Genomic DNA, 23554 nt, shown 5'->3' with positions numbered 1-23554 from the left:
CCAACCCCATGGATAAGGCCCTTTTCACCACCACTGCCGCCATCCAGGGGCCGATGCATCAATCGCTGCGCCATGATTCAGCCCATAAGCATGTGGCTGGAAGTGCTGAATATATCGATGATATTCCCGAACCCGCCGGTCTGTTGCACGGCGCGCTCGGTATGGCGGATCGCGCCCATGCCGACATTCTCTCTATCGATCTGTCCGGCGTCAAAGCCTATCCCGGCGTCGTCGCGGTGCTGACGGCAAGCGACATTCCCGGCACCAACGATGTCTCCTCCGGTGGACGCCATGACGAGCCGTTGATCGCCACCGACAGGGTCGAGTTTCACGGCCAGACCATTTTTGCGGTGATCGCTGAGACCCGCGACGCAGCCCGCAAGGCAGCACGGCTGGCCAAAATCGAATACCGCGACCTGCCCTTCTGGACCGATATCGATGCCGCACTGGAAAACGGCGCGCCGCTCGTCACCCCAGGCATGGTGCTGAAACGTGGCACGCCGGAAACTGAGCTGGACAAGGCCGAGCACCGGCTGCAAGGCGCGATGCGGATCGGCGGACAGGAGCATTTCTACCTGGAAAGCCATATCGCGCTGGCCATTCCCGGCGAAGACGATGATGTCACCGTCTGGTCCTCGACCCAGCATCCGTCGGAAATCCAGCATATCGTCGGCCATGTGCTGGATATTTCCTCGCATGCGATCACCGTCAATGTGCGGCGCATGGGCGGCGGCTTCGGTGGCAAGGAAACCCAGGGCAATCAATTTGCGGCGCTCGCGGCCTTGGCCGCCAAGAAGCTCAACCGGGCTGTGAAGTTTCGTCCGGACCGCGACGAAGACATGAGCGTTACCGGCAAACGCCATGATTTTAAAATGGATTTCGACGTCGCCTTCAACGGTGATGGCCGTATACACGCCATCGATGCCAATTTCGCCGCCCGCTGCGGCTATTCGTCAGACCTCTCCGGCCCCGTCACCGACCGGGCGCTGTTTCATGCCGATAGCAGTTATTTCTACCCGCATGTGAAGCTGACCTCGCAGCCGCTGAAAACCCATACGGTCTCCAACACCGCCTATCGCGGTTTCGGCGGACCGCAGGGCATGCTGGGGGCCGAACGGGTGATCGAGGAAATCGCCTATAGCCTGGGCAAGGACCCGCTGGAGGTTCGCAAAGCCAATTTCTATGGCGAGATCGGCTCTGGCCGCGACCTGACGCCCTATCACCAGCAGGTGGAAGACAATATCATCGCCCGCGTGGTGGAAGAGCTGGAGACCTCCTGCGATTATCAGGCACGGCGCGCGGCGATCCTCGACTTCAACAAGACAAGCCCGGTGATCAAAAAGGGCATTGCGCTCACCCCGGTCAAGTTCGGCATTTCCTTCACCATGACCGCCTTTAACCAGGCAGGCGCGCTGGTGCATGTCTATCAGGATGGCTCCATCCATCTCAACCATGGCGGCACCGAAATGGGCCAGGGCCTTTATACCAAGGTGGCCCAGGTGATTGCCGATGGCTTCCAGGTTGATATCGACAGGGTGAAGATAACAGCCACCACGACAGGCAAGGTGCCGAATACCTCGGCCACCGCCGCCTCCTCCGGCTCCGACCTGAACGGCATGGCCGCCTATGACGCCGTGCGCCAGATCAAGGAGCGGCTGGTGGCGTTTGCCGCGGAAAAATGGGGCGTGTCGCAGGCCGACGTGGTGTTTCTGCCCAATCGTGTCAGGGTCGGCGGTGAAGAAATTGCTTTCCCCGATTTCATCCGCCAGGCCTATTTTGCCCGCGTCCAGCTCTCGGCTGCCGGTTTTTACAAGACACCGAAAATCCACTGGAACCGCGAGACCGGGCGCGGCACGCCGTTCTATTATTATGCCTATGGCGCGTCCTGCACCGAGGTCTCAATCGATACGCTGACCGGCGAATATCTTATCGACCGTACAGATATTCTCCACGATGTCGGCAAATCGCTCAATCCGGCCATCGATATCGGCCAGATCGAAGGCGGTTTCGTGCAGGGCATGGGCTGGCTGACGACGGAGGAATTGTGGTGGGACGGCAAAGGGCGGCTGCGCACCCACGCGCCCTCCACCTACAAGATCCCACTCGCCTCCGACCGGCCGAAAATCTTCAACGTCAAGCTGGCGGACTGGGCGGAAAATACCGAACTCACCATTGGCCGCTCCAAGGCGGTTGGCGAGCCGCCCTTCATGCTGGCCAATTCGGTGCTGGAAGCGATCTCCATGGCGGTGGCAAGCGTGGCCGATTACCGCTCCTGCCCGCGCCTCGATACGCCCGCCACGCCGGAGCGGGTATTGATGGCGGTGGAGCGGTTGAAAGAGGCACAGCGCGCGTGACTGATCTTTCCGGCGCAGTGCTTGCCGCCTTCCTCTCGCGCCACGCTGACTGTGTGGCGGTGACTGTTACTGAAGCCAAAGGCTCAACACCCCGCGAGGCTGGTGCGCTGATGGTGGTGGCACGCCATCAGGTGCTTGGCACAATCGGCGGCGGACAGCTGGAATATCTGGCGATTGAAAAAGCCCGCGCCATGCTGGAGGCCCGCGAAGATCAGGCGGAGATGGATGTGCCACTTGGCCCGGCGATTGGCCAATGCTGCGGCGGCTGGGTGAAACTAACGCTCTCTCTCCTGACACCGCAGCGGCGGCAAGAGCTGCTGACCTTGGCGCAACAGACGTGGCAGGCGTTCCCCCAGGTCTTCATTTTTGGCGCTGGCCATGTCGGGTTGGCGCTGGCCGCTGCCTTGGCGCCACTGCCGTTTCGCACCCGGCTGATCGATGCGCGCGACGCGATTGATGGCGAGGTGCCAAGCGGCATTCCGCTCGACCGCACGGCGATGCCGGAAAGCCATGTGGCGCAAATTGCCCCCGGCGGCGGCGTTGTCATCGTCACCCATGACCATGCGCTGGATTTCCTGATTGCCCGCGAAGCCTTGGCCCGCGATGATCTCGCCTATATCGGCATGATCGGCTCTGCCACCAAACGCGCCACCTTCGCCCATTGGCTGGAACGCGAGGGCGACAGTCCGGCAAGACTCGACCGCCTGATCCTGCCGATCGGGGCAAGCGCTATCAAGGACAAGCGCCCGCCTGTCATCGCCGCGCTGGTCGCCGCCGAACTGGTCAACCGCCTGCTGTAAACCAGCCTCACACAGGGCTGATCTGCGATTCATGGTCCGAAATGGACATGAAAGAACGGACACGATGAGCGCCCTGGAAAAGCTACAGGCCCAGCGTCAGAGACTGGAACCGCTGCTGGCCATGGCGCGCCAGTATAAGCCTGCCGATCTGGCCAAATTGCCACCAGAAGACCGCCGCAAGGCCGAGGATCTGCAACAAATGGCCTGCAAGGCCGCACGCGATCTGGCCGAGATTTCGATCCGCCTTCACGACCATGCCGGGGCAACAGAGCTTCTACAAGCGGTCCTATTGATCCACGCCGACCCATCCGCCCATAGCCGACTTGCCGATCTGGCCCAGATCAACGGGCGCTGGCCGGACGCAATCACCCAATATCAGGCCGCGTTATCAGCAGGCGGCCCGAATGCCACGCTCTACAGCGCCCTTGCCCATTGCCTGAAACAGGCTGGCCGCCATCTGGAGGCCAATGAGGTCTATGATCTAACCCTCAACCACGACCCAAACCAGTTAGCGGCGCTGAACGACAAAAGTTTCCGCAGCCTGATTGCAGGTGATTTCGAGCAGGGACTGGCGCTGGCGGAGAGAGCGGTGAGCACCCATCCCGGCGACCTCACGGCGCATTTTTACCTGGGACAGGCGTTGCAGGGCGTCGGGCGGATGGATCAGGCAAAAGCCGCCTATCGCAAGGTACTGGACCTCGATCCCACCCATGTCGATAGCTATCTGCTGCTGGGCATGCTGAGCCGCGCCCGGCCAGACGATCCAGATATCGCCGTCATGCAGGCCCTGCATGCAACGCTGGCAGATGAGCCTGCCCGACGGCTGAAACTCGGCTTTGCGCTTTACAAGGCACTGAACGATGTCAGCCGATACGACGACGCCTTCACCTATCTCGAAGACGCCAACCGTGAACGACGACGCCAATTCACGGCCTATACCATTGATCAGGACCTTGACCTGATGCATGCGTTGGAGGCCCGGTTCACCGCCGATTTCGTCCGCTCAACGCAGGACAGCATCGCCAAGGCGGGATATCTCCAACCAGACCGGCCGGTCTTCGTGGTTGGCCTGCCCCGCTCCGGCACCAGCCTGACCGAACAGATCCTTGCCAGCCACGCCGATGTCTACGGCGCCGGTGAGTTGGAAACGCTAAGCTACGCGATCACCGACGCTTTCTTCGAGCCAGACCGCCAGACACTGCGCGGCCCCGATAGTGTGACTCCCAAGGCCCTGAACGATGCGGCCCGGCGCTATATCACTCCGGTCCGGGAAAAGGCGGAAGATGCCCGGATTGTTGACAAGATGCCGGTCAATTTCCTCTGGGTCGGCTTTATCAAGCTGATGTTTCCTGACGCCAGGATCGTCATCATGAAACGCGATCCGCTGGCCAGCGGCTTTGCGCTTTATTCCAGCTATTTTCCCAGTGACGGCATGCAATATAGCTACGATCAGGCCGAGACCGCCCGCTATATCGCCGCCCAGCGGCGGCTCTGCGCCCATTGGCAAGCGCTATTTCCTGACGATGTGCTGGAGCTTGGCTATGAGCAATTGACGCTCGACCAGGAAGGCGAAACCCGCCGCCTGCTGGCCTTTTGCGGCCTGCCCTGGGACGCAAACTGCCTCGACTTCCACAAGGCCGACAGGGCGGTGATGACACTCAGCAGCGCCCAGGTCCGCCAGGGGCTTTACAGCGGCGTTGATAAAAAGACCGCCCATTATCGTCATCGTCTAGGCGAGATGATCGCCGGGTTGACGCTGGCAGGATTGCTCAACGAAGAACGCCTTGCAGCAAATGCCTGAGCCTGCTGCCGGGCAACCAGATAGCATCGGCGGCCTGTTCAGGCAGCCTATCGTCAAGGCCGACATCCTGCCTCAGATCCTCTGGCAAGTTTTGGTTTAGACGACTGATTTTCCGACCAAAAAGACCACTCATCATCCTGCTAAAAAGCCTCGCAACAAGGCATGATAATGCTTTCGCAGATGGCATGATGCTCCGCGCTCCCTAAAATCTATTGATGTGTAAAACCGGGCGGGCAGCGGCGTGAATTCAGCCACGGCACCCAGATTGATATCTGGATATTGGCGGCAATTGCCTCAACAATCCAATCGGATTACTATGCTCATCCATAAAGAGAGCTTATCCAATGAAATTGTCGAAACAGTTTCCCATCAATGCCCTGCGGGTGTTCGAGGCCGTTGCCCGCCACAATGGCTTTACCCGCGCCGCCGAAGAACTGGGCATGACGCAGACGGCGGTGAGCTACCAGATCAAACTGCTGGAGGATAATCTCGGCGCGCTGTTGTTCTTGCGCGCATCGAGGCAGATCAGCCTGACCGAGGCCGGAGAACGGCTCCTGCCGAAAACGCGGGAAGGCTTCGAGCTGCTGCGCGAGGCCGTGGCACTGGCGCGGCATGAGGCGAGCGAAGTTCTGGAAATCCATTCCACGCCGACCTTCGCCTCCCACTGGCTAGCGCGCCATCTCGGCAGCTTTCAACTCCAGCATCCGGGTATTGCCGTGCGGTTGCTGCGAAGCGATGGCAAGCAGCGGGATTTTGCCCGTGACGGTGGCGATGTCGGCATCCATATTGGCAAGGAGCCGGTGCCCGGATTGATCTGTCATCCGATTTTGAAACTGGATTATACCCCCATGCTCAGTCCGGCGCTGGCCGACAGCATTGGTGGCATCCGCGAGCCCGCAGATCTCCTCAAACTGCCGCGCGTGAGCAGTTGCGAGGATTGGTGGGCGGACTGGTTTAACAGTGCAGGCATTGCATCCTCTCTGCCAGCCTCCATCGGCCTAGACGCGCAGGGCGCCCTCGACCTTCAAGCCGGTGCGGCCTTGGCCGGGCATGGTGTCGCCATTCTCAGCCCCTTCTATGTCGAGGAAGAACTCGCATCCGGTCGTCTGATCCAGCCCTTCGACCTGCTGCTAGGTGATGACCAGATCTATTGGCTGGTTTACCCGCCATCGCGCCGGACCATGCCGAAGGTCAAAGCCTTTCACCAATGGCTGATCGCAAGCCTGCCACCCTTCGAACGGAACGGTGTCCATACGTCCTGCCCCGCTCAATCTGCCTAAAACATACGCATGCACATATTTTTGCACATCTGCGAAAATGTGCCCTTCCCTTGGCCGCCAGTATTTTGCAATGTCTCAGGTCGGGAGAGTCAAAGAGGTCAACCATGTATGAATTCGCCATCGCCTGGGAATGGCTGGCTTTTGCGGTCCGCTGGCTGCATGTCGTCACCGCCATCGCATGGATCGGTTCTTCCTTCTATTTCATCGCGCTGGATCTGGGTCTCGTCAAACGCCCAGGCATGCCGGAGGGCGTCTATGGCGAGGAATGGCAGGTGCATGGCGGCGGTTTTTACCACGTGCAGAAATATCTGGTGGCACCCGCCTCGATGCCGCAGCATCTGACCTGGTTCAAATGGGAAAGCTATGCCACATGGCTCTCCGGCTTTGCCATGCTCTGCGTAGTCTATTACGGCGGTGCCGATCTGTTTTTGATCGACCGCAGCGTGCTCAACCTCACCCAGCCGCAGGCCATCGGCCTGTCGATGGCTTCGCTTGCCATCGGCTGGATCTGTTACGACCTGTTGTGCAAATCCCCGATCGGCAAGAATACCTGGGGCCTGATGGTCCTGCTCTATATCCTGCTGGTCGCGATGGCCTGGGGCTATACGCAGGTGTTTACCGGGCGTGCCGCCTTTCTGCATCTGGGCGCGTTTACCGCGACGATCATGACCGCCAATGTGTTCTTCATCATCATGCCCAACCAGCGCGTCGTGGTGGCCGATCTGATTGCGGGGCGTAAACCCGATCCGAAATACGGCATGATTGCCAAGCAGCGCTCGCTGCACAACAATTACCTGACATTGCCCGTCGTGTTTTTCATGCTGTCCAACCATTATCCGCTGGCCTTTGCCACCGCCTATAATTGGATCATTGCCGCGCTGGTCTTCCTGATGGGCGTCACCATCCGCCACTGGTTCAATACCACCCACGCCCGCAAAGGCCGCCCGATCTGGACCTGGATGCTGACCACGGTGATCTTCATTATCATCATGTGGCTTTCCACCGTGCAGAAACCTGGTTCAGGCGAGCATGCCGCACTGTCGCCCATGCAGCAGCAGTTCCTGGCCGACGCGCATTTTGGCACGGCACGCGATATCGTCCAGGCGCGCTGTTCCATGTGCCATGCGGCGGAACCGGTCTGGGACGGGCTGACATTTGCGCCCAAGAACGTCAAATTCGAAACCGATGCCGAGATTGCCGCGCATGCCCGGGAGATCTATATCCAGGCCGGACGAAGCCACGCCATGCCGCCCGGCAATGTTTCGGAGGTCACCCCTCAGGAACGCGCCCTGCTGGTCGCCTGGTATGAAAGTGCTGTGAAAGGCAAAAGCCCGTAATGACAAAGACCCTGATCCGTGGACGCCTGCTCTCCTTCCGCAGCCAGCCCCGCGACATCACCGATACCGCCAGCTACCTCTATGAAAGCGATGGCGCCGTTCTGGTGGAAAACGGCCTGATCCTCGCCTCCGGCGCCTATGACAGTGTCAAGGCAGAGGCCGACGCGCAGACCGTGGAGATTGACCACCGCCCGCATCTGATCCTGCCCGGTTTTATCGACTGCCATGTACATTTTCCGCAAATGCAGGTGATCGGCTCCTACGCCGCCAACCTGCTGGAATGGCTGAACACCTATACCTTCCCCGAGGAATGCCGCTTCGTTGAAACTGCGCATGCAGCGCGGATCGCCACGCATTTCTTCGATGAGTTCCTGCGCCAGGGCACGACGACGGCGGTGGCCTATTGCTCGGTGCATAAAACCTCGGCGGATGCCTTCTTTGCCGAGAGCGCCCGTCGCGGCACACGGATGATCGCCGGCAAGGTGATGATGGACCGCAATGCGCCACAGGGCCTGCTGGACACGCCACAGAGCGGCTATGACGAGACCAAGGAACTGATTGAAAGCTGGCACGGTCGCGGACGCAACCTTGTTGCCATCACCCCGCGCTTTGCCATCACCTCGACACCGCAGCAGATGGAGCGCACTCAGGCGCTGGCCCATGAATTCCCGGATCTGCATATCCAAACGCATCTCTCCGAGAACCGCGAGGAAATCGAGTTCACCGCCAGCCTTTACCCTGAGTCAACTGACTATACGGATATCTATGCCCGCTACGGCCTGCTCGGGCGTAAAACCCTGTTCGGTCACGCCATCCATCTCTCGGAGCGTGAGGCGGACGCTCTCGCAGAGTCAGGCTCTGTCGCGGTGCATTGCCCAACGTCAAACCTGTTCCTCGGCTCCGGCCTGTTTCCGCTGAAAGCCATTCAGCGCCGGAACAAGCCGGTGCGCGTTGCCCTTGCCACCGATATCGGCGGCGGCACCAGCTATTCCATGCTGCGCACTCTGGATGAGGCCTACAAGATCCAGCAATTGCTGGGCGAGCGGCTGAACCCGCTGGACAGTTTCTACCATATGACGCTCGGCAATGCTGAGGCCCTGTCGCTCTCCGACAAGATTGGCACGCTAGACCCCGGCACCGAGGCCGATCTGGTGGTGCTCAACGCCCATGCCACCCCGGCCATGGCGCTGAAAATGGAAGCCGTGACCTCGCTGACCGAAGAACTGTTCCTGATGCAGACGCTGGGCGACGACCGGGTGGTGGTGGAAACCTATGTGGCGGGCGTGGCGTCGAAACCGCGGATTTAACAATCCGTTGATTTTTTCGCCTCTGAAAGCTGACTGAAAGCTAGCGCTGCTACAAACGCTCCACCATCCCGTGGAGGAGACGCGCCGGGGAGCGCGCCACGGGACTGACCCAGAGGAGGATAATATCCATGCGTTCCACACGCCAATTTTTCCGCGCCCTTTCCCTGTGCGCACTCGCTGCCGCCAGCCTGACGGCCAGTACCGCGCTGTCGCAGGCTGCCGAAAAGATCACCATTATGGTTGGTGGTTTTGAAAAGCAGATCTATCTGCCCGCCAAGCTGACCGAGAGCCTTGGCTATTTCAAGGAAGAAGGTCTTGATGTCGAGCTTCTGAACGAAGCGGCTGGCGTCGATGCGGAAAACCAGCTTCTGGCTGGTGCCGTGCACGGCGTGGTCGGTTTCTACGACCATTGCGTCGATCTGCAAGCCAAGGGCAAGTTCGTTGAATCCGTCGTACAATTCAGCCAGGCACCGGGCGAAGTCCAGCTGGTCTCGACCAAGAACCCCGAAATCAAGAGCTTTGCCGATTTCAAGGGCAAGACGCTGGGTGTGACCGGGCTTGGCTCTTCCACCAATTTCCTCACCCTCTACATGGCCTCCAAGGCAGGCTTGAAGCCAGGCGAGATCGTCACCATTCCGGTTGGCGCGGGCGGCACATTCATTGCCGCCATGCAGCAGGCCAGCATCCAGGGCGGCATGACAACGGAGCCGACGATTTCGCGCATGGTGAAGACCGGCGAAGCCTCGATTCTGGTCGATCTGCGCACCGTGGACAAGACCCGCGAAGCACTGGGCGGCACCTATCCGGCCGCCTCGCTCTACATGGAAACCGCCTGGGTCAAGGAACATAAGGAAGACGTGCAGAAGCTTGCCAACGCCTTCGTAAAGACGCTGAAATTCATCAACACCCATTCGGCGGCCGAAATCGCCGAAAAGATGCCGAAGGATTTCTACGTTGGCGACAAGGAGGGCTATATCAAGGCTCTCGAAGCCGGCAAGGGCATGTTCACCCCCGATGGCGTAATGCCGGAAGATGGCCCGCCGACCGTATTGGCCGTGCTCTCGGAATTTTCCAAGAACGTCAAGGGCAAGAAGATCGACCTGTCCAAGACCTACACGACCGAATTCGTCAAGAACGCCAAGTTCTGATTTTCAGGGTCGCCAGTCACTTGGCCGGGCGGCCCTTCCCTCTCCTTTAACGATCACACTCTGCGGGCCTGACGCTCGCCGGAAGGATGTCCCATGGCCAAAGATCAGAGCCGGACCCCGGCTATCGAACTCATCAATGTGACGCGCCGTTTCGTCTCCCCCACCGGCAAGACGCTGACCGCGCTGAAAGATTTCAATATGGCGGTGGAGCGCGGCGAATTCGTCGCCGTCGTCGGCCCGACCGGCTGCGGCAAATCCACCACGCTCAACCTCGTCACCGGCCTTGCCAAGCCCAGCGCTGGCGAAGTGCGGCTGATGGGCGGGCCGGTCAACGGCATCGACCCGCGCGTCGGCTTCGCCTTCCAGAAGGATGCGCTGTTTCCGTGGAAGAACGTCATCGATAATGTCATGGCTGGCCCGCTGTTTCGCGGCAAATCCAAAACCGAAGCAGAAAAGCTGGCGAAAGACTGGCTGGCCCGCGTCGGCCTTGGCAAGTTTCTGCATCACTATCCCCACCAGCTGTCGGGCGGCATGAGGAAGCGCGTGGCCCTGGCCCAAACCTTCATCAACGAGCCGGAAATCCTGCTGATGGACGAGCCGTTCTCGGCGCTGGACGTGCAGACCCGCACCGTGATGCATGAAGAATTGCTGAAGCTTTGGGCCGAGCGCAAGGCCTCGGTGATTTTCGTCACCCACGATTTGGAAGAAGCCGTGGCGCTGGCCGACAAGGTCTATGTGCTGACCGCCGGTCCGGCCACGGTCAAATCCGTCTACCCCATCGCGCTGCCGCGCCCGCGCGTTGTCTCCGAGATCCGCTACGAGCCGGAATTCGTCGAATATTGCAAGACGATCTGGGAAGACATGCGCCAGGAAGTCGAAACCAGCTACCGCCGCGCCAGCGAAGCCGCCTGAGGAGGATAGAATTATGGCAGATATTACTATGCAAAGCCCGGCCACCCCTACGGCCACCTTTCGCGCTGGCACATCGGACAAGGAAATCGAGGCCGCGGCACTAAAATCCGTCAAACGCCGCAAGCAGATCGTGCTGTTCTGGCAGCTCGCCATTCTGGTTGGCGTGTTGACGCTGTGGCAAGTGGCATCAGACCAGACCTGGATTGACCCGTTCTTCTATGCCAGCCCCTATGCGGTGGTGGAGCGGATCTATGACTGGGCCGTCAATGGCACCACGGAAGGGTCGCTCTGGTACAATCTCGGCATTACCATGGAAGAGGCGCTGATCGGCTTCTTCTCCGGCTCGATCGCCGGTGTGGTGGTTGGTATCGGCCTTGGCCGCAACAAGCTGCTGTCCGACATTTTCTCCGTCTATATCAAGGCGATCAACTCCATTCCCCGCGTGGTTCTGGCGCCAATCTTCATCATGATCATGGGCCTCGGCCTTGCCTCCAAAGTGGCGCTGGCCTTCATCATGGTGTTCTTCGTGGTGTTCGCCAATGCCTTCCAGGGCGTGCGCGAAGCCGACCAGGACATGATCGCCAATGCCCGCATTCTCGGCGCCAATGACTGGCAGGTAACCAAGGCGGTGATCGTGCCCTCGGCGATGAGCTGGATCTTCGCCAGCCTGCACGTCTCCTTCGGCTTTGCTATCATCGGTGCCATCGTCGGCGAATTCGTCGGCGCCCGCTACGGCATCGGCCAGCTGATCTCGATTGCCAAAGGCACCTTCGACGCCGCCGGCATGTTCGCCGCCATCGTCCTCGTCATGATCATCACACTCGCCGCCGAATATGTGATGACGCTGATCGAAAACCGCCTGGCCAAATGGCGCCCGCAGCAGAGCCTCGACACGCATTGAGGTGAGTTTACGAAAGCAAATACTCCTCCTGGAAAGCCGCTCGCAACTGATGTTGCGGGCGGTTTTTGATATTTTGATAACGCGTCATTGCGCGTCTTCGTCATGCTCGGCCCTGTGCCGGGCATCTAACCACAGTGGGGTATCCTGTAGAGTCAACCATGGGCTGGCGGCAGCAGACCCTTGGGACAAGCCCAAGGGTGACGGAAGAGGACGCGATCTTTCACCACAGGATACACCTGCGATTGGCGCAAACCTCATTTCGACCGCATAACGCTTCTGTTGCGCGCACCCCAACTTTTCAAGCGTAGTCCGTTCAACCGGATAAAGCCTTCGGCATCATGGTGATCGTAGCTGCCCGATCCCTCTTCAAAGGTCACCAGATCCATTGAATAGAGGGAATAGGGTGACGTGCGGGCGATGACGCGCGCCTGACCTTTGTAGAGGCTCACTGTCACCTCCCCGGCAACATAATCCTGGCTTCGGTCGATCAAGGCCTGCAACATCTCCCGTTCCGGCGCAAACCAGAAGCCATTGTAAACCAGTTCGGCATACCGGGGCATGATCTCATCCTTCAAATGTGCCGCTGCCCGGTCAAGCGTGATGGACTCGATGCCGCGATGCGCAGCAAGCAAGATCGTGCCACCTGGCGTCTCGTAGATCCCACGGGATTTCATGCCGATGAAGCGATTTTCAACAAGATCGAGCCTGCCAATTCCATGCCGCCCACCCAAACTGTTTAATTTCGTCAGTAAGGCGGCTGGAGATAAATTCTCGCCGTTTAGAGAGATGGCATCACCCTTTTCAAAGCCGATTGTGATGATGTCAGGCACATCGGGAGCATGAATAGGATCAACCGTCCGCTGATAGACATGAGCGGGAGCAACCACGGACGGATCTTCCAAAGCCTTGCCTTCGGTGGAGGTGTGCAGCAGGTTCGCATCGGTGGAGAAAGGCGCCTCTCCGAGCTTGTCGTGAGGGATCGTAATCTGATGCGTCTGCGCGTATTCAATCAATTGCGTGCGTGACTGGATACTCCAAACGCGCCAAGGAGCGATGACACTGATTGACGGATCAAGTGCATTGGCGGCCAGTTCGAACCGGACCTGATCGTTGCCCTTGCCGGTCGCGCCATGGGCAATGGCATCAGCCCCGACGTCCTGAGCAATGCTGATGAGATGTTTGGCGATCAAAGGCCGGGCAATCGAACTGCCCAGAAGATACTGGCCTTCATAGAGCGCATTGGCGCGCATCATCGGGAAGACGAAATCGCGAACGAATTCTTCTCGAAGATCCACAATGCGAATATCTTCAATGCCCAGCCTTTGCGCATTCTGACGCGCCGGTTCAAGCTCTTCGCCCTGCCCAAGATCAGCGGTAAAGGTGATGATCTCGCAGCCATAGGTCACCTGTAGCCATTTCAGGACCACGGACGTATCCAGGCCGCCGGAATAAGCCAGTACCAGTTTTTTGATTTCCCTTGCCATCGTTCCAGTCTCCAGATTGATAACTGAAAGAATAGGTCAATCCCCGCGCAATGAGGTTGCGAAAAGACTATCAGAATCCAATATATTGGCATATAATTTCAATATCATACGACTGGAAGATAGAAAATGTCTCACACTTTGGACGATATAGATCGCCGCATTTTGCGGGCACTTCAAAAAAACGGACGTATTTCCAATGTCGATCTGGCCCAGCAGGTCGGGCTGTCTCCTTCTCCCTGCCTGCGGCGCGTGCGATTGCTGGAAGAGGCGGGTATTATCGACCGCTATGTTGCGGTGCTGAACCCGGCAAAGGTTGGTGCCGGGCTGACTGTGTTTGCGCGGGTGTGGTTCAAGACACAGGACGCGCAGCTCACTCTGCAATTTGCGGAGGCGATCAGGAAATTTCCGGAAGTTATCGAATGCTATCTGACGACAGGCGAATGCGACGCCATTCTGCGCATCGTCACCGCCGATCTACACAGCTATTGGCGCTTCCAGGCCGACCACCTCACCCGAATACCAAGCGTCCTCAGCGTGAAAACTGACGTGCCGATGGAGACACTGAAACAGAGCTTCGAATTGCCATTAAGATGAGAATAGTCGAACGCATGGCGAATGATCGCGGCTGGTTTGTTTAAGTCGCTCCAATTCACAAACTTGACAAACACTCATAATCCCCTACGTTACATGTAACGAAAGGACCCCTCATGCCGACACCCGTCAATCACCGTGTGCAAAAACGGCGCGATGCCTTGCGTGCTGCGGGATTGCGACCTGTGCAAATCTGGGTGCCGGATACGCGTCGGCCTGGTTTTATCGAGGAATGCCATCGTCAATCCATGGCGGTCGCGGCTGTCGATGGGGCTGATGGTGATGTTCTGGCTTTCATGGATGATGCTCTGGTCGATCTCGATAACGAGTATCCCGAGTGAAGCGGGGCGATCTGGTGACAGTCGCCGTGCCCGACGATTTTGGTACGCCGCGCCCTGCCCTCATCATTCAATCGGATTTTTTCTCTGAAACCGGCACCGCAACCGTGTTGCTGATCTCCTCCACGCTCGTCGATGCGCCGCTGCTGCGGGTGACCGTGCAACCGTCGCCCGCCAATGGCTTGAAAAAACCGTCACAGATCATGGTGGACAAAGCCATGTCGATCAGGCGGGAGCGGCTTGGCCCCGCCTTCGGTCGGTTGGATGATGACGCCATGCTGTCCGTGACCCGTTCGCTGGCTGTGTTTTTCGGCTTTGGCTGAACCGCCCCCCCTTGAACCTCACCCCGCCCTCGGCAGCCGCACCACCACCTTCAGCCCGCCCTCATCAGCACTGCCCAGCGTGACCTTGCCGCCTGCGCCTTCCACCACTTCGCGGACGATGGCGAGGCCGAGGCCGCTGCCTTCGGGTTGGGTGCCGATGATGCGGTAGAAGCGTTCGAAGACCTGTTCGTGTTCTGCGGGCGCGATGCCGGGGCCGCTGTCTTCGACGGTGAGTTGCACGGTGTCGGCAAGCGTCTCCACTGTTACTGTCACCACGCCGGGGGACGGCGTGTAGCGCAGGGCGTTATCGACCAGGTTGACGGTCATTTCGCGCAGCATGGTGCCATCGCCGGTGACGGGGGCCGCCCCTTCCGCCTCCAGGCCGAGATCAATGCCGCGCCGCAGCGCGTCTTCGGCCTGGGCTTCCAGCACTTGTCTGGCGATGTCGGCCATATCGACGCGGTCAGCGCGGGGTGCGCGGCTGCCGGGCTCGGCGCGGGTCAGGGTCAGCAACTGTTCGGCCAGCCGGGTGACTTGCCGTGTGCTGCGGATCAGCGCGTGCAGTGCTTCTTCCCGGCGCGACGGATCGGTCTCGCGGGCGGCAAAGCTGGCTTGCGTCGAAATCAGCGTTAGCGGCGTGCGCAATTGATGCGCGGCATTGGCAACGAAGCGCTTTTGCGCCGCCATCTGGCGCTGCACGCGGTTCATGTAATCATTCAGCGCCCGCACCAGCGGACGAAGCTCGGTATGGACGATTGTCTCATCAAAAGGTTCCAACTGGTCACGGCGGCGGGCGCGCACCGCATCGCGCAGCCGCAAGACGGGGCCAAGACCGCGCTGGAGCCCCAGCACCGTCACCACCCCAGCGACCAGAACCAGCAGAACCTGCCCGTTAAAATTCGAGAACCACAGATGGGTGCGCATCGCCTGCTGGCTATAACGTGTCACCGCCACCGTCACCGTGACGCCACCGCCATCCGTCCCTGCACCAGAATCAAACCCGACCACCGGATGGTTCAGCATCAAGGCACGGACATTGAGATTGCGAAACACCATGTCTTCGCCCTGGCGTTCATGGGCCGGGGTTTGCAGGTCGGCATAGCCGGACAGCAGATTGCCCCAGGCGGTCGTCACCCGGTAATAGACCCGGTCGCCAAAGCCGGTATCGAAGATTTCCAACGCTGCCGGTGGAATATCCACTTCGACATTGCCGCCCTGGTCGACCCGCACCGCCTCGGCAATCATCCGCGCAGAGCCGAGCAGCATATTATCCGTCACCAGATTGGCAGTGCTGCGGGCCATCACCAGCCCGAAATAGAGATTGAAGCCGATCACGCCGACCAGCGTCACCATCACCCAGGCCAGAAGCTGGGCCCGCAGGCTGTGGCGCAGCCGCAGCAAGGGCCGGACACGACCAAAATTCATGCCGCGCCCGCCCATCTTATGCCCTCGCCCATCTCAGGCGGCCCGCAGCATATAGCCGAGGCCGCGCAGGGTGGCGATCTGCACCGCCCCGCCTTCCAGCTTTTTGCGGACCCGATGCACGTAAATCTCAATGGCACTCGGATCGGTCTCGGCATCAAAGCCGAACACGCTTTGCGACAGCGCCGCCTTGGTCACGGTGCTGCCCGCCTTCAGTATCAAATATTCCAGCACCGAATGTTCGCGTGGCGTCAGCGACAAGACCTCGCCCTTCAGGGAAAACTGCCGTGTCGCGCTATTCAGCACCAGATCGGCCACGGCAATTTCCGGGCTGGCCAGATCATGGCCGCGCCGGATCAGCGCCCGCAGCCGGGCTTCCAGCTCGGCCATTTCGAAAGGCTTGGCGAGATAGTCGTCGGCACCGGAATCCAGCCCCGCCACCCGTCCGTCCAGCGAGGCATTGGCGGTCAGGATAATCACCGGCACCTTACGGCCACTGCGACGAATGCGCTTCAGCAGGGTCATTCCATCGATCTTCGGCAGGGACAGATCGAGGATCACAGCGGCATAATCGGCGAGGTTCAAAAAATCCTCGGCCTCCTCACCATCATGGGCGGCATCCACGGTGTAATGGGCCTGGGTCAGGGCCTTGGCCAGCCAATCGGCCAATTCATGATTGTCTTCAACGATCAGCAATCGCATGATGGTTCATTCATCCTCTTCCCGGAGCCATCATACAGCGCCGCGGCTCAGAAAGGTCGGGGAAAGAGTGTTGCAACAGATTATTTTTGGCATTGATCGTCAGGCGAGCCAGCCGCTTTCCAGCCCGCTTGCCCAATCGTCCCGGCCCCTGTCCGCCGCCAGCCGGGCCATTTCGAGATGACGGTAAGGCACTTGCCGGAACGTCACCGTCCAGCCTGTCTCACCCTTTTCCAGAATGGCATAGGAGGCGAGCGGCGTTCCAGCTTCCACCCGGTGATAAAACGGTACGTCATCATCATAGGCCGGGCAGCCGACGCTGCCGGGATTGACGATCAGCCGTCCATCGGTAAGCCGCACCGCACGCGGCAGATGCGAGTGGGCACAGAGGATCAGTTCCTGCCCGACGCCCTCGGCCAGTGCCTCAATTTCGGCGCGGGCCTTCAGATGCACCAGGCCTTCGGGGCTGACGCTTTCCAGCCAGTAGAGATCGTCAATATCAGGCGTGGCATGGCAGAGAAACACCTCCTTGCGCCAAACCGTGGTGACTGGCAGGCGTTGCAGCCATTGCAAATGCCGGGGCGAGAGCTGGTCGTAAGCAACCGCATCAGAAGAATGCATCGCCGCCCTGTCCTGCTCGATCAGATAGCGGTCGTGATTGCCCCTGACGGTGACGAGATCCAGCAACAGCAGCAGGTCGCCGGTGCGCCCCGCCTCCAGCGGCCCGGAAAAACAATCTCCGAGATTGACGACATGGTCATAGCCAATCCCCTGGGCGGCAATATCGGCCAGCACCGCTTCCAGAGCCAGACAATTGCCGTGAATATCGGCGATGGCGGCAAAACGCATGGGTCAGCTCCCGCGATAGGTAGAATAGCCGTAGGGCGAAAGCAGCAGCGGCACATGGTAATGGGCCTGCGGATCGGCAATGCCGAAGCGAATGGGAATGACATCCAGAAACGGCGGATCGGTTAGTTCCGCCCCCTGGGTAAGCAGATAGTCACCGGCATGAAACAGCAATTCATATTGGCCGATGCGAAAGTCCTCGCCAGCCAGGATCGGCCCGCCATCCACCCGGCCATCGGCATTGGTGAACACGGTCTTGATCAGCTCCGCCTCCTCGCCGTTCATCCGCATCAGCTGGATGCGCAGGCCAGACGCCGGGCGGCCCAAGGCGGTGTCGAGAACATGGGTGGTCAGGCCGGTCATGGGCGTGGCTCCAGAATCAGGTAGGGCTGGTCGAAGAAGAACTCTTCCAGATTGTTTCCCGGCCCGTCGCGATCCGCAACCAGAAAATCGCTAACCTCACCGATTGCCATCAATGGATGGTGCCAGACATTGCGGTGATAGTTCACACCCTGATGCGGCGCGGCCAGAAATACCTGCGGCACACCCGGGCGACCCCCCTCGTCCAGCGAAACCGCCAACAGGAACGGGCGTCCGGACAGTGGCGTAAAGCTTTGGCTGCCAAGCGGATGCCGTTCCATCATGCCAATCTCATAGGGAAAGCGACGCGACTGACCGCGAAAGATATTGAGGACCACGCGCGCGCCCTCACCCACCGCATCGGGGCTGGCCAGAGCATGAAACCGCTCAGTCGTACCGCCATTGATCAGCCGCATCCGGGCGGGATCTGCCTCGATGACATCACCGAAGGGAGCGAAGGCTTCAGGGGTTAACGGGCGGATGGCAAGGGGAAGGAATGGCTGGGTCATGGCAAGATCCGCAAACGAGGTGGGCCAGCGGTATCGTCGTGATTGGCATTAGAGCCAAGGACATATGCCGCTCATCTCGATAGCAGTAACCCATTGGAGCAGATCAGCAAACCCGATTTCGATATTTTATCCCGCCCCACGATTGCGTGGGGCGGGATAATTCAATTGTCGATGCTAGAACCTGTCGGACTAGGCGAACCGCGTCACACGCTCAATCTTGGCCTCAATCTGAGGCCGACGCAGGACCAGGAATTCCCGCAGCAGTTCTGCCTGAACGACGGCGCTGATATGGGATGCCGGTTCGATATTCAGCATGTCGTGATGGTTGCAGGTCATGTCGCGCAGGTAAACCCTACCCCCCACATGCGGCAACCAGGTTTCCGCATCGTAGTTGAGGATGGTGTTCAGCGCATCGCTGCCCGCACTTGGTTCGGCACGGAAGAAATGCACATCGGCATCGATCTTGCCCGGTGTGAAGCGCTGGGCAATTTCCAGATTGTGCAAGATGGTCGCCTTGGCACGTTCAACGAAATCCGGATCGAACTGGTGAACCTGTTCCAGCAGAACATGGTTGTCCGTATCAAACATTTTCAGCACGAAATCGCCAAGCTCGGCCAGTGATGGCTTGTCGCCCGCTGCCTTTTCATCAAAGCCGAGGAACCCAAGAGCTGCCCGCGCCAGCGTCGCATCGTCCTGCAATTGGGCAGCAGGCTTGAAATGGTAGCTATCCATCATGCCCAGGAACGCGATAGCCTGGCCTTCTGCCTGCAATTGCCGGGTCATTTCATGGGCAATCAGCCCGCCCAGCGACCAGCCCAGCAGATGATATGGCCCCTGTGGCTGGATCTTGCGAATTCGCTGCACGTAGAGCGCAGCCATGTCCTCGATAGAGCGCGGCAGGGCAGCAAGATCATGCAACCCGTCCGATTGCAGGGCATAAACCGGGACATCCTCGCTCAAATGCTGCGCGAGCGAGAAGAAGCTCCAGCCCAGGCCCAGCACCGGATGGATGCAGAACAGCGGCGGACGCTCGCCCTTGGCGCGGATGGCCAGCACCGGCTCGATCAGCGGTGAACCAGAGCTTGCCTCATCCAGATGCACGGCCAAGGCGGCAATGGTGGGCGTTTCGAACACGGCACCAAGCGGAATTTCGCCTTTCAACCGGCTGCGAACGGCGGAGATCATTCCGGCTGCGGCCAGCGAATCGCCGCCGAGCACGAAGAAACTGTCGTGAATGCCGATCTGCTCCAGACCGAGGATCTCACACCACAAGGCGGCAAGCCGCTTTTCAGCATCGGTCCCCGGCAGGGCTATGCCTTCCGTTACCGTCCATTGCGGCACCGGCAGCGCGTGGCGGTCGGTCTTGCCATTCGAGTTCAACGGAATAGCGTCCAGCACCACATAGGCCGCCGGGATCATATGGACAGGAATAACCTTGCCCAGCCGCTCCGAAAGATCCGCGGCATCCAGCGAGGCACCCTCGCCTACCGCACCCTCTCTGGGAACCACATAAGCAACCAGTCGCTTTTCGCGGCCCGGATCATCGCGCAGAATAACCACGGCTTCACGCACCTGTGGCAGGGCGGCAAGCGCTGCCTCGATTTCGCCCGGCTCCACCCGGAAGCCGCGGATCTTGATCTGGTGGTCGTTGCGGCCGAGATAATCCAGCACGCCATCGCGCCGCCAGCGCACCAGGTCGCCGGTCCGGTAGATCCGCTCGCCTTCGCCTGCAAACGGATCGGCCATGAATTTTTCCGCCGTCAGGTCCGGGCGGTTCAGGTAGCCCTTCGCCACGCCCGCACCACCGATATACAGTTCCCCGATAAAGCCGGGCGGTACTGGCTGGCAATGCCGGTCGAGGACATAGACGCGGGTGTTCCAGATTGGCCGGCCAATTGGCGCACTGTCGAGATCGCTGCCCAAAAGCGGCATGTTGGTGGACCAAATCGTGGTTTCCGTCGGTCCGTAGACATTGAGAACGGGATGACCGAGCCGCGCCATTTTATGCGCGAGATCGGCAGGCAGAGCCTCGCCACCGACAAGGCTGCGCAAGCCCGTCAGGCCGTCATGATGATCGGCCAGCAAGGCCCGCCACAAAGACGGCGTCGCCTGCATGATGGTGATACCCGCACTGCGGATCAACCCATGCAGCACTGCCGGATCGCGCACTTCCGAGCGTAGCGCGATCACCGTGCGCGCGCCTGCCAGCAACGGCAGATAAAGCTCAAGGGCTGCAATATCGAAGGAGATCGTCGTCACGGCCAGCAAACGGTCTTCACTGTCCAGTTTCAACAGATCCTGCATCGACAACAGGAAGTTCATCAGGCCGCGATGCGGAATTTCCACACCCTTGGGCCGACCGGTCGAGCCGGACGTAAAGATGATATAGGCCGTGTCGCTCAGCGACGGCCCCTTCGGCAGGTCGCGTCCCTGCCGTTCCAGAGGCTTGTCGAGGAAGATCAGATTGTCGGTGGCATCAGGGAGGTTACCCGCCACTTCCTCTGTGGTGATGACGCAGGCTGGCTGCGCATCCTCCAGGATCATCGCCACCCGCGAGGCTGGATCAGCCGGATCGAGCGGCAGATAGGCGGCACCGCTTTTGAGCACTGCTAGCAGCGCCACAACCATGTTTTCAGACCGCGGCACAGCCACAGCCACCAGAGAACCGGGTACCGCGCCCTTTTCCATCAGATAGCCAGCCAGATGATCGGAGGCGGCATCCAGCTCACCATAGGTCATCTGGCGACCGCCAAAGGATAGCGCTACCGCATCCGGCGTGCGTGCCGCCTGCGCCCGGAACAATTCGGGCCACGTCTGATCCGGGAGCTTGTGGGACGTATCGTTCCAGTCGGTCAGAATTTCCTGCCGCTCCCACTTCGACAGCAGGCTGAAATCGCGCAGGGGCTGTTCAGGCGTCGCGAGGATCTCTCTCAACATGCGGGTGAACCGCGCCTCGTGATCGGCCAGCTCTTCCAGCGTATAGAGCGCCGGATTGGCATCAAAATCGATGCGCAGGTCGCCATTGTCACCACGGTCATAGGCGAAGATGGTGAAATCCGTCATCGTGCCGTTCGAAAGGTTGTGCACGGTGGTTGGCTGTCCATCAAAGCGCAGATCGTAGTCGAAAGGCTCAATATTGACGCCCAGCCAGGCAATCTGCGCATCCTGGCGGACCATGCCGAGATCGCGGCGAATATCCTCATAGCGATAGCGCTGATAACGCAGCGCCCGGCTCATCTGCTGGGAAACCTGACCGGTCAATTCGCGCCAGGACAGGTCCGGCGTGATTGAAAACCGCAGAGGAACCGCATTGGCGGTCATGCCCGGAATGCGGCGCATCGTCTGGCTGATTCGGGCCGTCACCATGGTGACCATGGTCAGCTCTTCGCAGTCTGTCGCCTTGGCGTAATAGGCCGCGACCAGGGCAATCAAGGCCTGTGGCACGCTGGCGCCAAAGCCACGGCTGATCTCAGCAAGCGCCTTGACCGTCTGGCGATCGATGACCGTCGTATGGCGCAGCAGGCCACCGGATGGCTCGCCTTTCTTCTTCATCAAGGTCACCGGCTCCGGCAGACCCTTCATCTGCTCCGACCAATAGGCCTTGTCGCGCTGGAAATGCACCGAATCGCGGTAGGTGCGCTCAAGCTCCAGCAATTCCTGCGGAGAACCGCAATCATAGGGCTCCGGCTGGTTGCCCTGGGCCAGTGCCGAATAAATATCGGCCAGCCGCCGGGCCAGCAAGCCGCCAGAGAACCCGTCCATGATGATATGATGTGCCCAATGATACCAGACCCATTCTGTGGCCCCGAGCTTCAAAAGCGAAGACCCCCAGAGATTGTCATTGGCAAGATCGAGCGGCTTAGACATCTGCTTGCGCATCCAGTCCATGGCGCTTGCGCCAGGATTGTCAGCACCGCTGAAATCGATCACGTCAAAGACGCCGCAATAGGCCGCCATGACAACCTGATGCGGCTGCCCTTCGATTTCCTTGATGCGAGACCGTGTGACAGCAACATCATCTGACAAGCGGCGCAACGCCTGGCAGAACAGTCCTGGATGAACGGGACCATGAATTTCGATGGATTCAGCAAGGACAAAGCTCAGATCGGCGGGAGCTACCTTTTGTTTGACCCACAAGCCTGCCTGCGCAAGAGAAACCGGAAAAACCTGCTCATGTCTGCCTACAAAAGACATTGAAAAACCTCACTGAAATATCGGCCAAAACCAGAAAACAATCAAAAAGCAAGCACAATCAAACGATTGCGATGCTAGGAAACGCAAAAACTGCCACTCAAAATAAAGCACATCAGCATGTCATGAATTCAACTGCTCAACACAAATTAGAAATACTTAAATACAAAACAATAAAACCAAATTGTCGCGAAACGATACAATCACGAATAAAAATAACACAGATTTTGCTATAAAATTCACAAACTATATACAAATCAGGCACACAAGCCTGAAAACGTGAGACAATGAAAACAGCACACGGCACGTTTGTAAAGTGTCCGACTTGCAATAACCCGTAAAAATCAACGAAACAGAACGGGGATGGACTTTGCACTTAATGCCGAATTAATCGCCCAAAAGTAGAAAATTCAACAAATGCGCGCTTAAATTTCTATTTCTATCCAATTAAGTATACAAACCGAAGATGAAACAATTTTGACACTCTAACGAATAGATATAGTGCTCCAAAAAGAGATAAATAATACAAAATATACATAAACAAACATAGGCAGAAATTAAATGCGTTAGCATATCATTTTTTTGACATAAGATAATTTTTATACATAAAAACCCCTCATATTAGATAGTAAAATAATTTTCTCCGCCAATTTTCACAAAAACTAATTCATCCGTTATTGGCATATATCAAATTACGATATTTTAAAATAAAGACCAAGCATGATATTCAATGGATACGCGAACAATATAGACAGGATTGATATTATTAATGCATCAACAGAGGCCAAAGCCTTAAAAATTCTAGGGTTAATCCGAGATTCCAAGACAACACTATAATCTAAAGTGGATACAGATTGACTTAAATCTGTTCTGGATCGGGGAATGATGCAGTCTTCATTTTAAAATCGCCCGACCGTATTCACTTGAGCGTTGAATACTGATGACAGCATG

19 protein-coding genes are annotated in these 23554 nt (G+C 58.6%); 12 read left to right on the top strand and 7 right to left on the bottom strand.

What is annotated here, in order from left to right:
- Nucleotides 1–8 precede the first annotated feature (8 nt).
- From xdhB to IEI95_RS13700, 9 genes are all read left to right on the top strand, one after another.
- A complete protein-coding gene (gene xdhB / locus IEI95_RS13740; protein WP_156535664.1) occupies nucleotides 9–2354 on the top strand; it encodes a xanthine dehydrogenase molybdopterin binding subunit in 2346 nt (781 codons plus the stop codon).
- Complete coding sequence (gene xdhC / locus IEI95_RS13735; RefSeq protein ID WP_194416575.1) at nucleotides 2351–3154, top strand: xanthine dehydrogenase accessory protein XdhC; 804 nt, start codon at nucleotides 2351–2353, stop codon at nucleotides 3152–3154. The genes xdhB and xdhC overlap by 4 nt, the downstream gene beginning before the upstream one ends.
- Nucleotides 3155–3218: 64 nt before the next feature.
- A complete protein-coding gene (locus tag IEI95_RS13730) occupies nucleotides 3219–4955 on the top strand; it encodes a tetratricopeptide repeat-containing sulfotransferase family protein (RefSeq protein WP_194416574.1) in 1737 nt (578 codons plus the stop codon).
- A gap of 344 nt (nucleotides 4956–5299) precedes the next feature.
- Complete coding sequence (locus IEI95_RS13725) at nucleotides 5300–6235, top strand: LysR substrate-binding domain-containing protein (protein ID WP_156537002.1); 936 nt, start codon at nucleotides 5300–5302, stop codon at nucleotides 6233–6235.
- Between the two features lie 104 nt (nucleotides 6236–6339).
- On the top strand, nucleotides 6340–7572 hold the full coding sequence (puuD, locus tag IEI95_RS13720; RefSeq protein WP_156537003.1) for a urate hydroxylase PuuD: 1233 nt from the start codon (nucleotides 6340–6342) through the stop codon (nucleotides 7570–7572).
- Nucleotides 7572–8879 carry a guanine deaminase gene (guaD, locus tag IEI95_RS13715; RefSeq protein WP_156537004.1) on the top strand — a complete coding sequence of 436 codons (1308 nt, stop codon included), beginning with the start codon at nucleotides 7572–7574 and terminating at the stop codon, nucleotides 8877–8879. The genes puuD and guaD overlap by 1 nt, the downstream gene beginning before the upstream one ends.
- A gap of 128 nt (nucleotides 8880–9007) precedes the next feature.
- Complete coding sequence (locus tag IEI95_RS13710) at nucleotides 9008–10027, top strand: ABC transporter substrate-binding protein (protein ID WP_156537005.1); 1020 nt, start codon at nucleotides 9008–9010, stop codon at nucleotides 10025–10027.
- 93 nt (nucleotides 10028–10120) lie between these two features.
- Entirely contained in the window at nucleotides 10121–10939 is an 819-nt protein-coding gene (locus IEI95_RS13705) for an ABC transporter ATP-binding protein (protein WP_015916803.1), read from the top strand.
- A gap of 13 nt (nucleotides 10940–10952) precedes the next feature.
- Nucleotides 10953–11840 carry an ABC transporter permease gene (locus tag IEI95_RS13700; RefSeq protein ID WP_194416573.1) on the top strand — a complete coding sequence of 296 codons (888 nt, stop codon included), beginning with the start codon at nucleotides 10953–10955 and terminating at the stop codon, nucleotides 11838–11840.
- A 254-nt stretch (nucleotides 11841–12094) separates the two neighbouring features.
- Here IEI95_RS13700 and IEI95_RS13695 read toward each other — a convergent pair whose 3' ends face one another.
- Nucleotides 12095–13324 carry an argininosuccinate synthase gene (locus IEI95_RS13695; protein ID WP_156537007.1) on the bottom strand — a complete coding sequence of 410 codons (1230 nt, stop codon included), beginning with the start codon at nucleotides 13322–13324 and terminating at the stop codon, nucleotides 12095–12097.
- Nucleotides 13325–13450: 126 nt separating this feature from the next.
- Between IEI95_RS13695 and IEI95_RS13690 the strand changes: the two genes are divergently transcribed.
- The 3 genes from IEI95_RS13690 to IEI95_RS13680 all read left to right on the top strand — a co-directional run bounded on the left by IEI95_RS13690 (nucleotide 13451) and on the right by IEI95_RS13680 (nucleotide 14576).
- Nucleotides 13451–13918 carry an Lrp/AsnC family transcriptional regulator gene (locus tag IEI95_RS13690; protein ID WP_156537008.1) on the top strand — a complete coding sequence of 156 codons (468 nt, stop codon included), beginning with the start codon at nucleotides 13451–13453 and terminating at the stop codon, nucleotides 13916–13918.
- A 113-nt stretch (nucleotides 13919–14031) separates the two neighbouring features.
- Nucleotides 14032–14256, top strand: a complete 225-nt coding sequence (locus IEI95_RS13685) for an antitoxin MazE family protein (RefSeq protein WP_156537009.1) — start codon at nucleotides 14032–14034, stop codon at nucleotides 14254–14256.
- Nucleotides 14253–14576 (top strand): type II toxin-antitoxin system PemK/MazF family toxin, encoded by a 324-nt coding sequence (locus tag IEI95_RS13680; RefSeq protein ID WP_194416572.1) that lies wholly within the window; start codon nucleotides 14253–14255, stop codon nucleotides 14574–14576. The genes IEI95_RS13685 and IEI95_RS13680 overlap by 4 nt, the downstream gene beginning before the upstream one ends.
- Before the next feature lie 18 nt (nucleotides 14577–14594).
- Here the strand turns inward: IEI95_RS13680 and IEI95_RS13675 are convergent, their stop codons facing one another.
- The 6 genes from IEI95_RS13675 to IEI95_RS13650 form a co-directional block, all read right to left on the bottom strand.
- Nucleotides 14595–16001 (bottom strand): sensor histidine kinase, encoded by a 1407-nt coding sequence (locus tag IEI95_RS13675; protein ID WP_234934224.1) that lies wholly within the window; start codon nucleotides 15999–16001, stop codon nucleotides 14595–14597.
- Between the two features lie 33 nt (nucleotides 16002–16034).
- The gene (locus tag IEI95_RS13670; RefSeq protein ID WP_060717790.1) at nucleotides 16035–16700 is read right to left on the bottom strand and encodes a response regulator; all 666 of its coding nucleotides are present in this window, start codon (nucleotides 16698–16700) and stop codon (nucleotides 16035–16037) included.
- A gap of 99 nt (nucleotides 16701–16799) precedes the next feature.
- On the bottom strand, nucleotides 16800–17546 hold the full coding sequence (locus IEI95_RS13665; protein ID WP_156535675.1) for a metallophosphoesterase family protein: 747 nt from the start codon (nucleotides 17544–17546) through the stop codon (nucleotides 16800–16802).
- 3 nt (nucleotides 17547–17549) lie between these two features.
- Nucleotides 17550–17906 carry a hydroxyisourate hydrolase gene (gene uraH, locus IEI95_RS13660; protein ID WP_070166501.1) on the bottom strand — a complete coding sequence of 119 codons (357 nt, stop codon included), beginning with the start codon at nucleotides 17904–17906 and terminating at the stop codon, nucleotides 17550–17552.
- Nucleotides 17903–18412 (bottom strand): ureidoglycolate lyase, encoded by a 510-nt coding sequence (locus tag IEI95_RS13655; RefSeq protein WP_194416570.1) that lies wholly within the window; start codon nucleotides 18410–18412, stop codon nucleotides 17903–17905. Before IEI95_RS13655 ends, uraH begins: the two co-directional genes overlap by 4 nt.
- 189 nt (nucleotides 18413–18601) lie before the next feature.
- Nucleotides 18602–22606, bottom strand: coding sequence for a non-ribosomal peptide synthetase (locus IEI95_RS13650; RefSeq protein ID WP_194416569.1), 4005 nt, complete (start codon nucleotides 22604–22606; stop codon nucleotides 18602–18604).
- Between the last annotated feature and the right edge of the window lie 948 nt (nucleotides 22607–23554).

The sequence above is a fragment of the Agrobacterium vitis genome (assembly GCF_014926405.1).
Taxonomy (GTDB): Bacteria; Pseudomonadota; Alphaproteobacteria; order Rhizobiales; family Rhizobiaceae; genus Allorhizobium; species Allorhizobium vitis_H.
The sequence above is the reverse complement of the archived record's forward strand: the minus strand, read 5'-3'. Positions and strand labels throughout refer to the sequence as shown.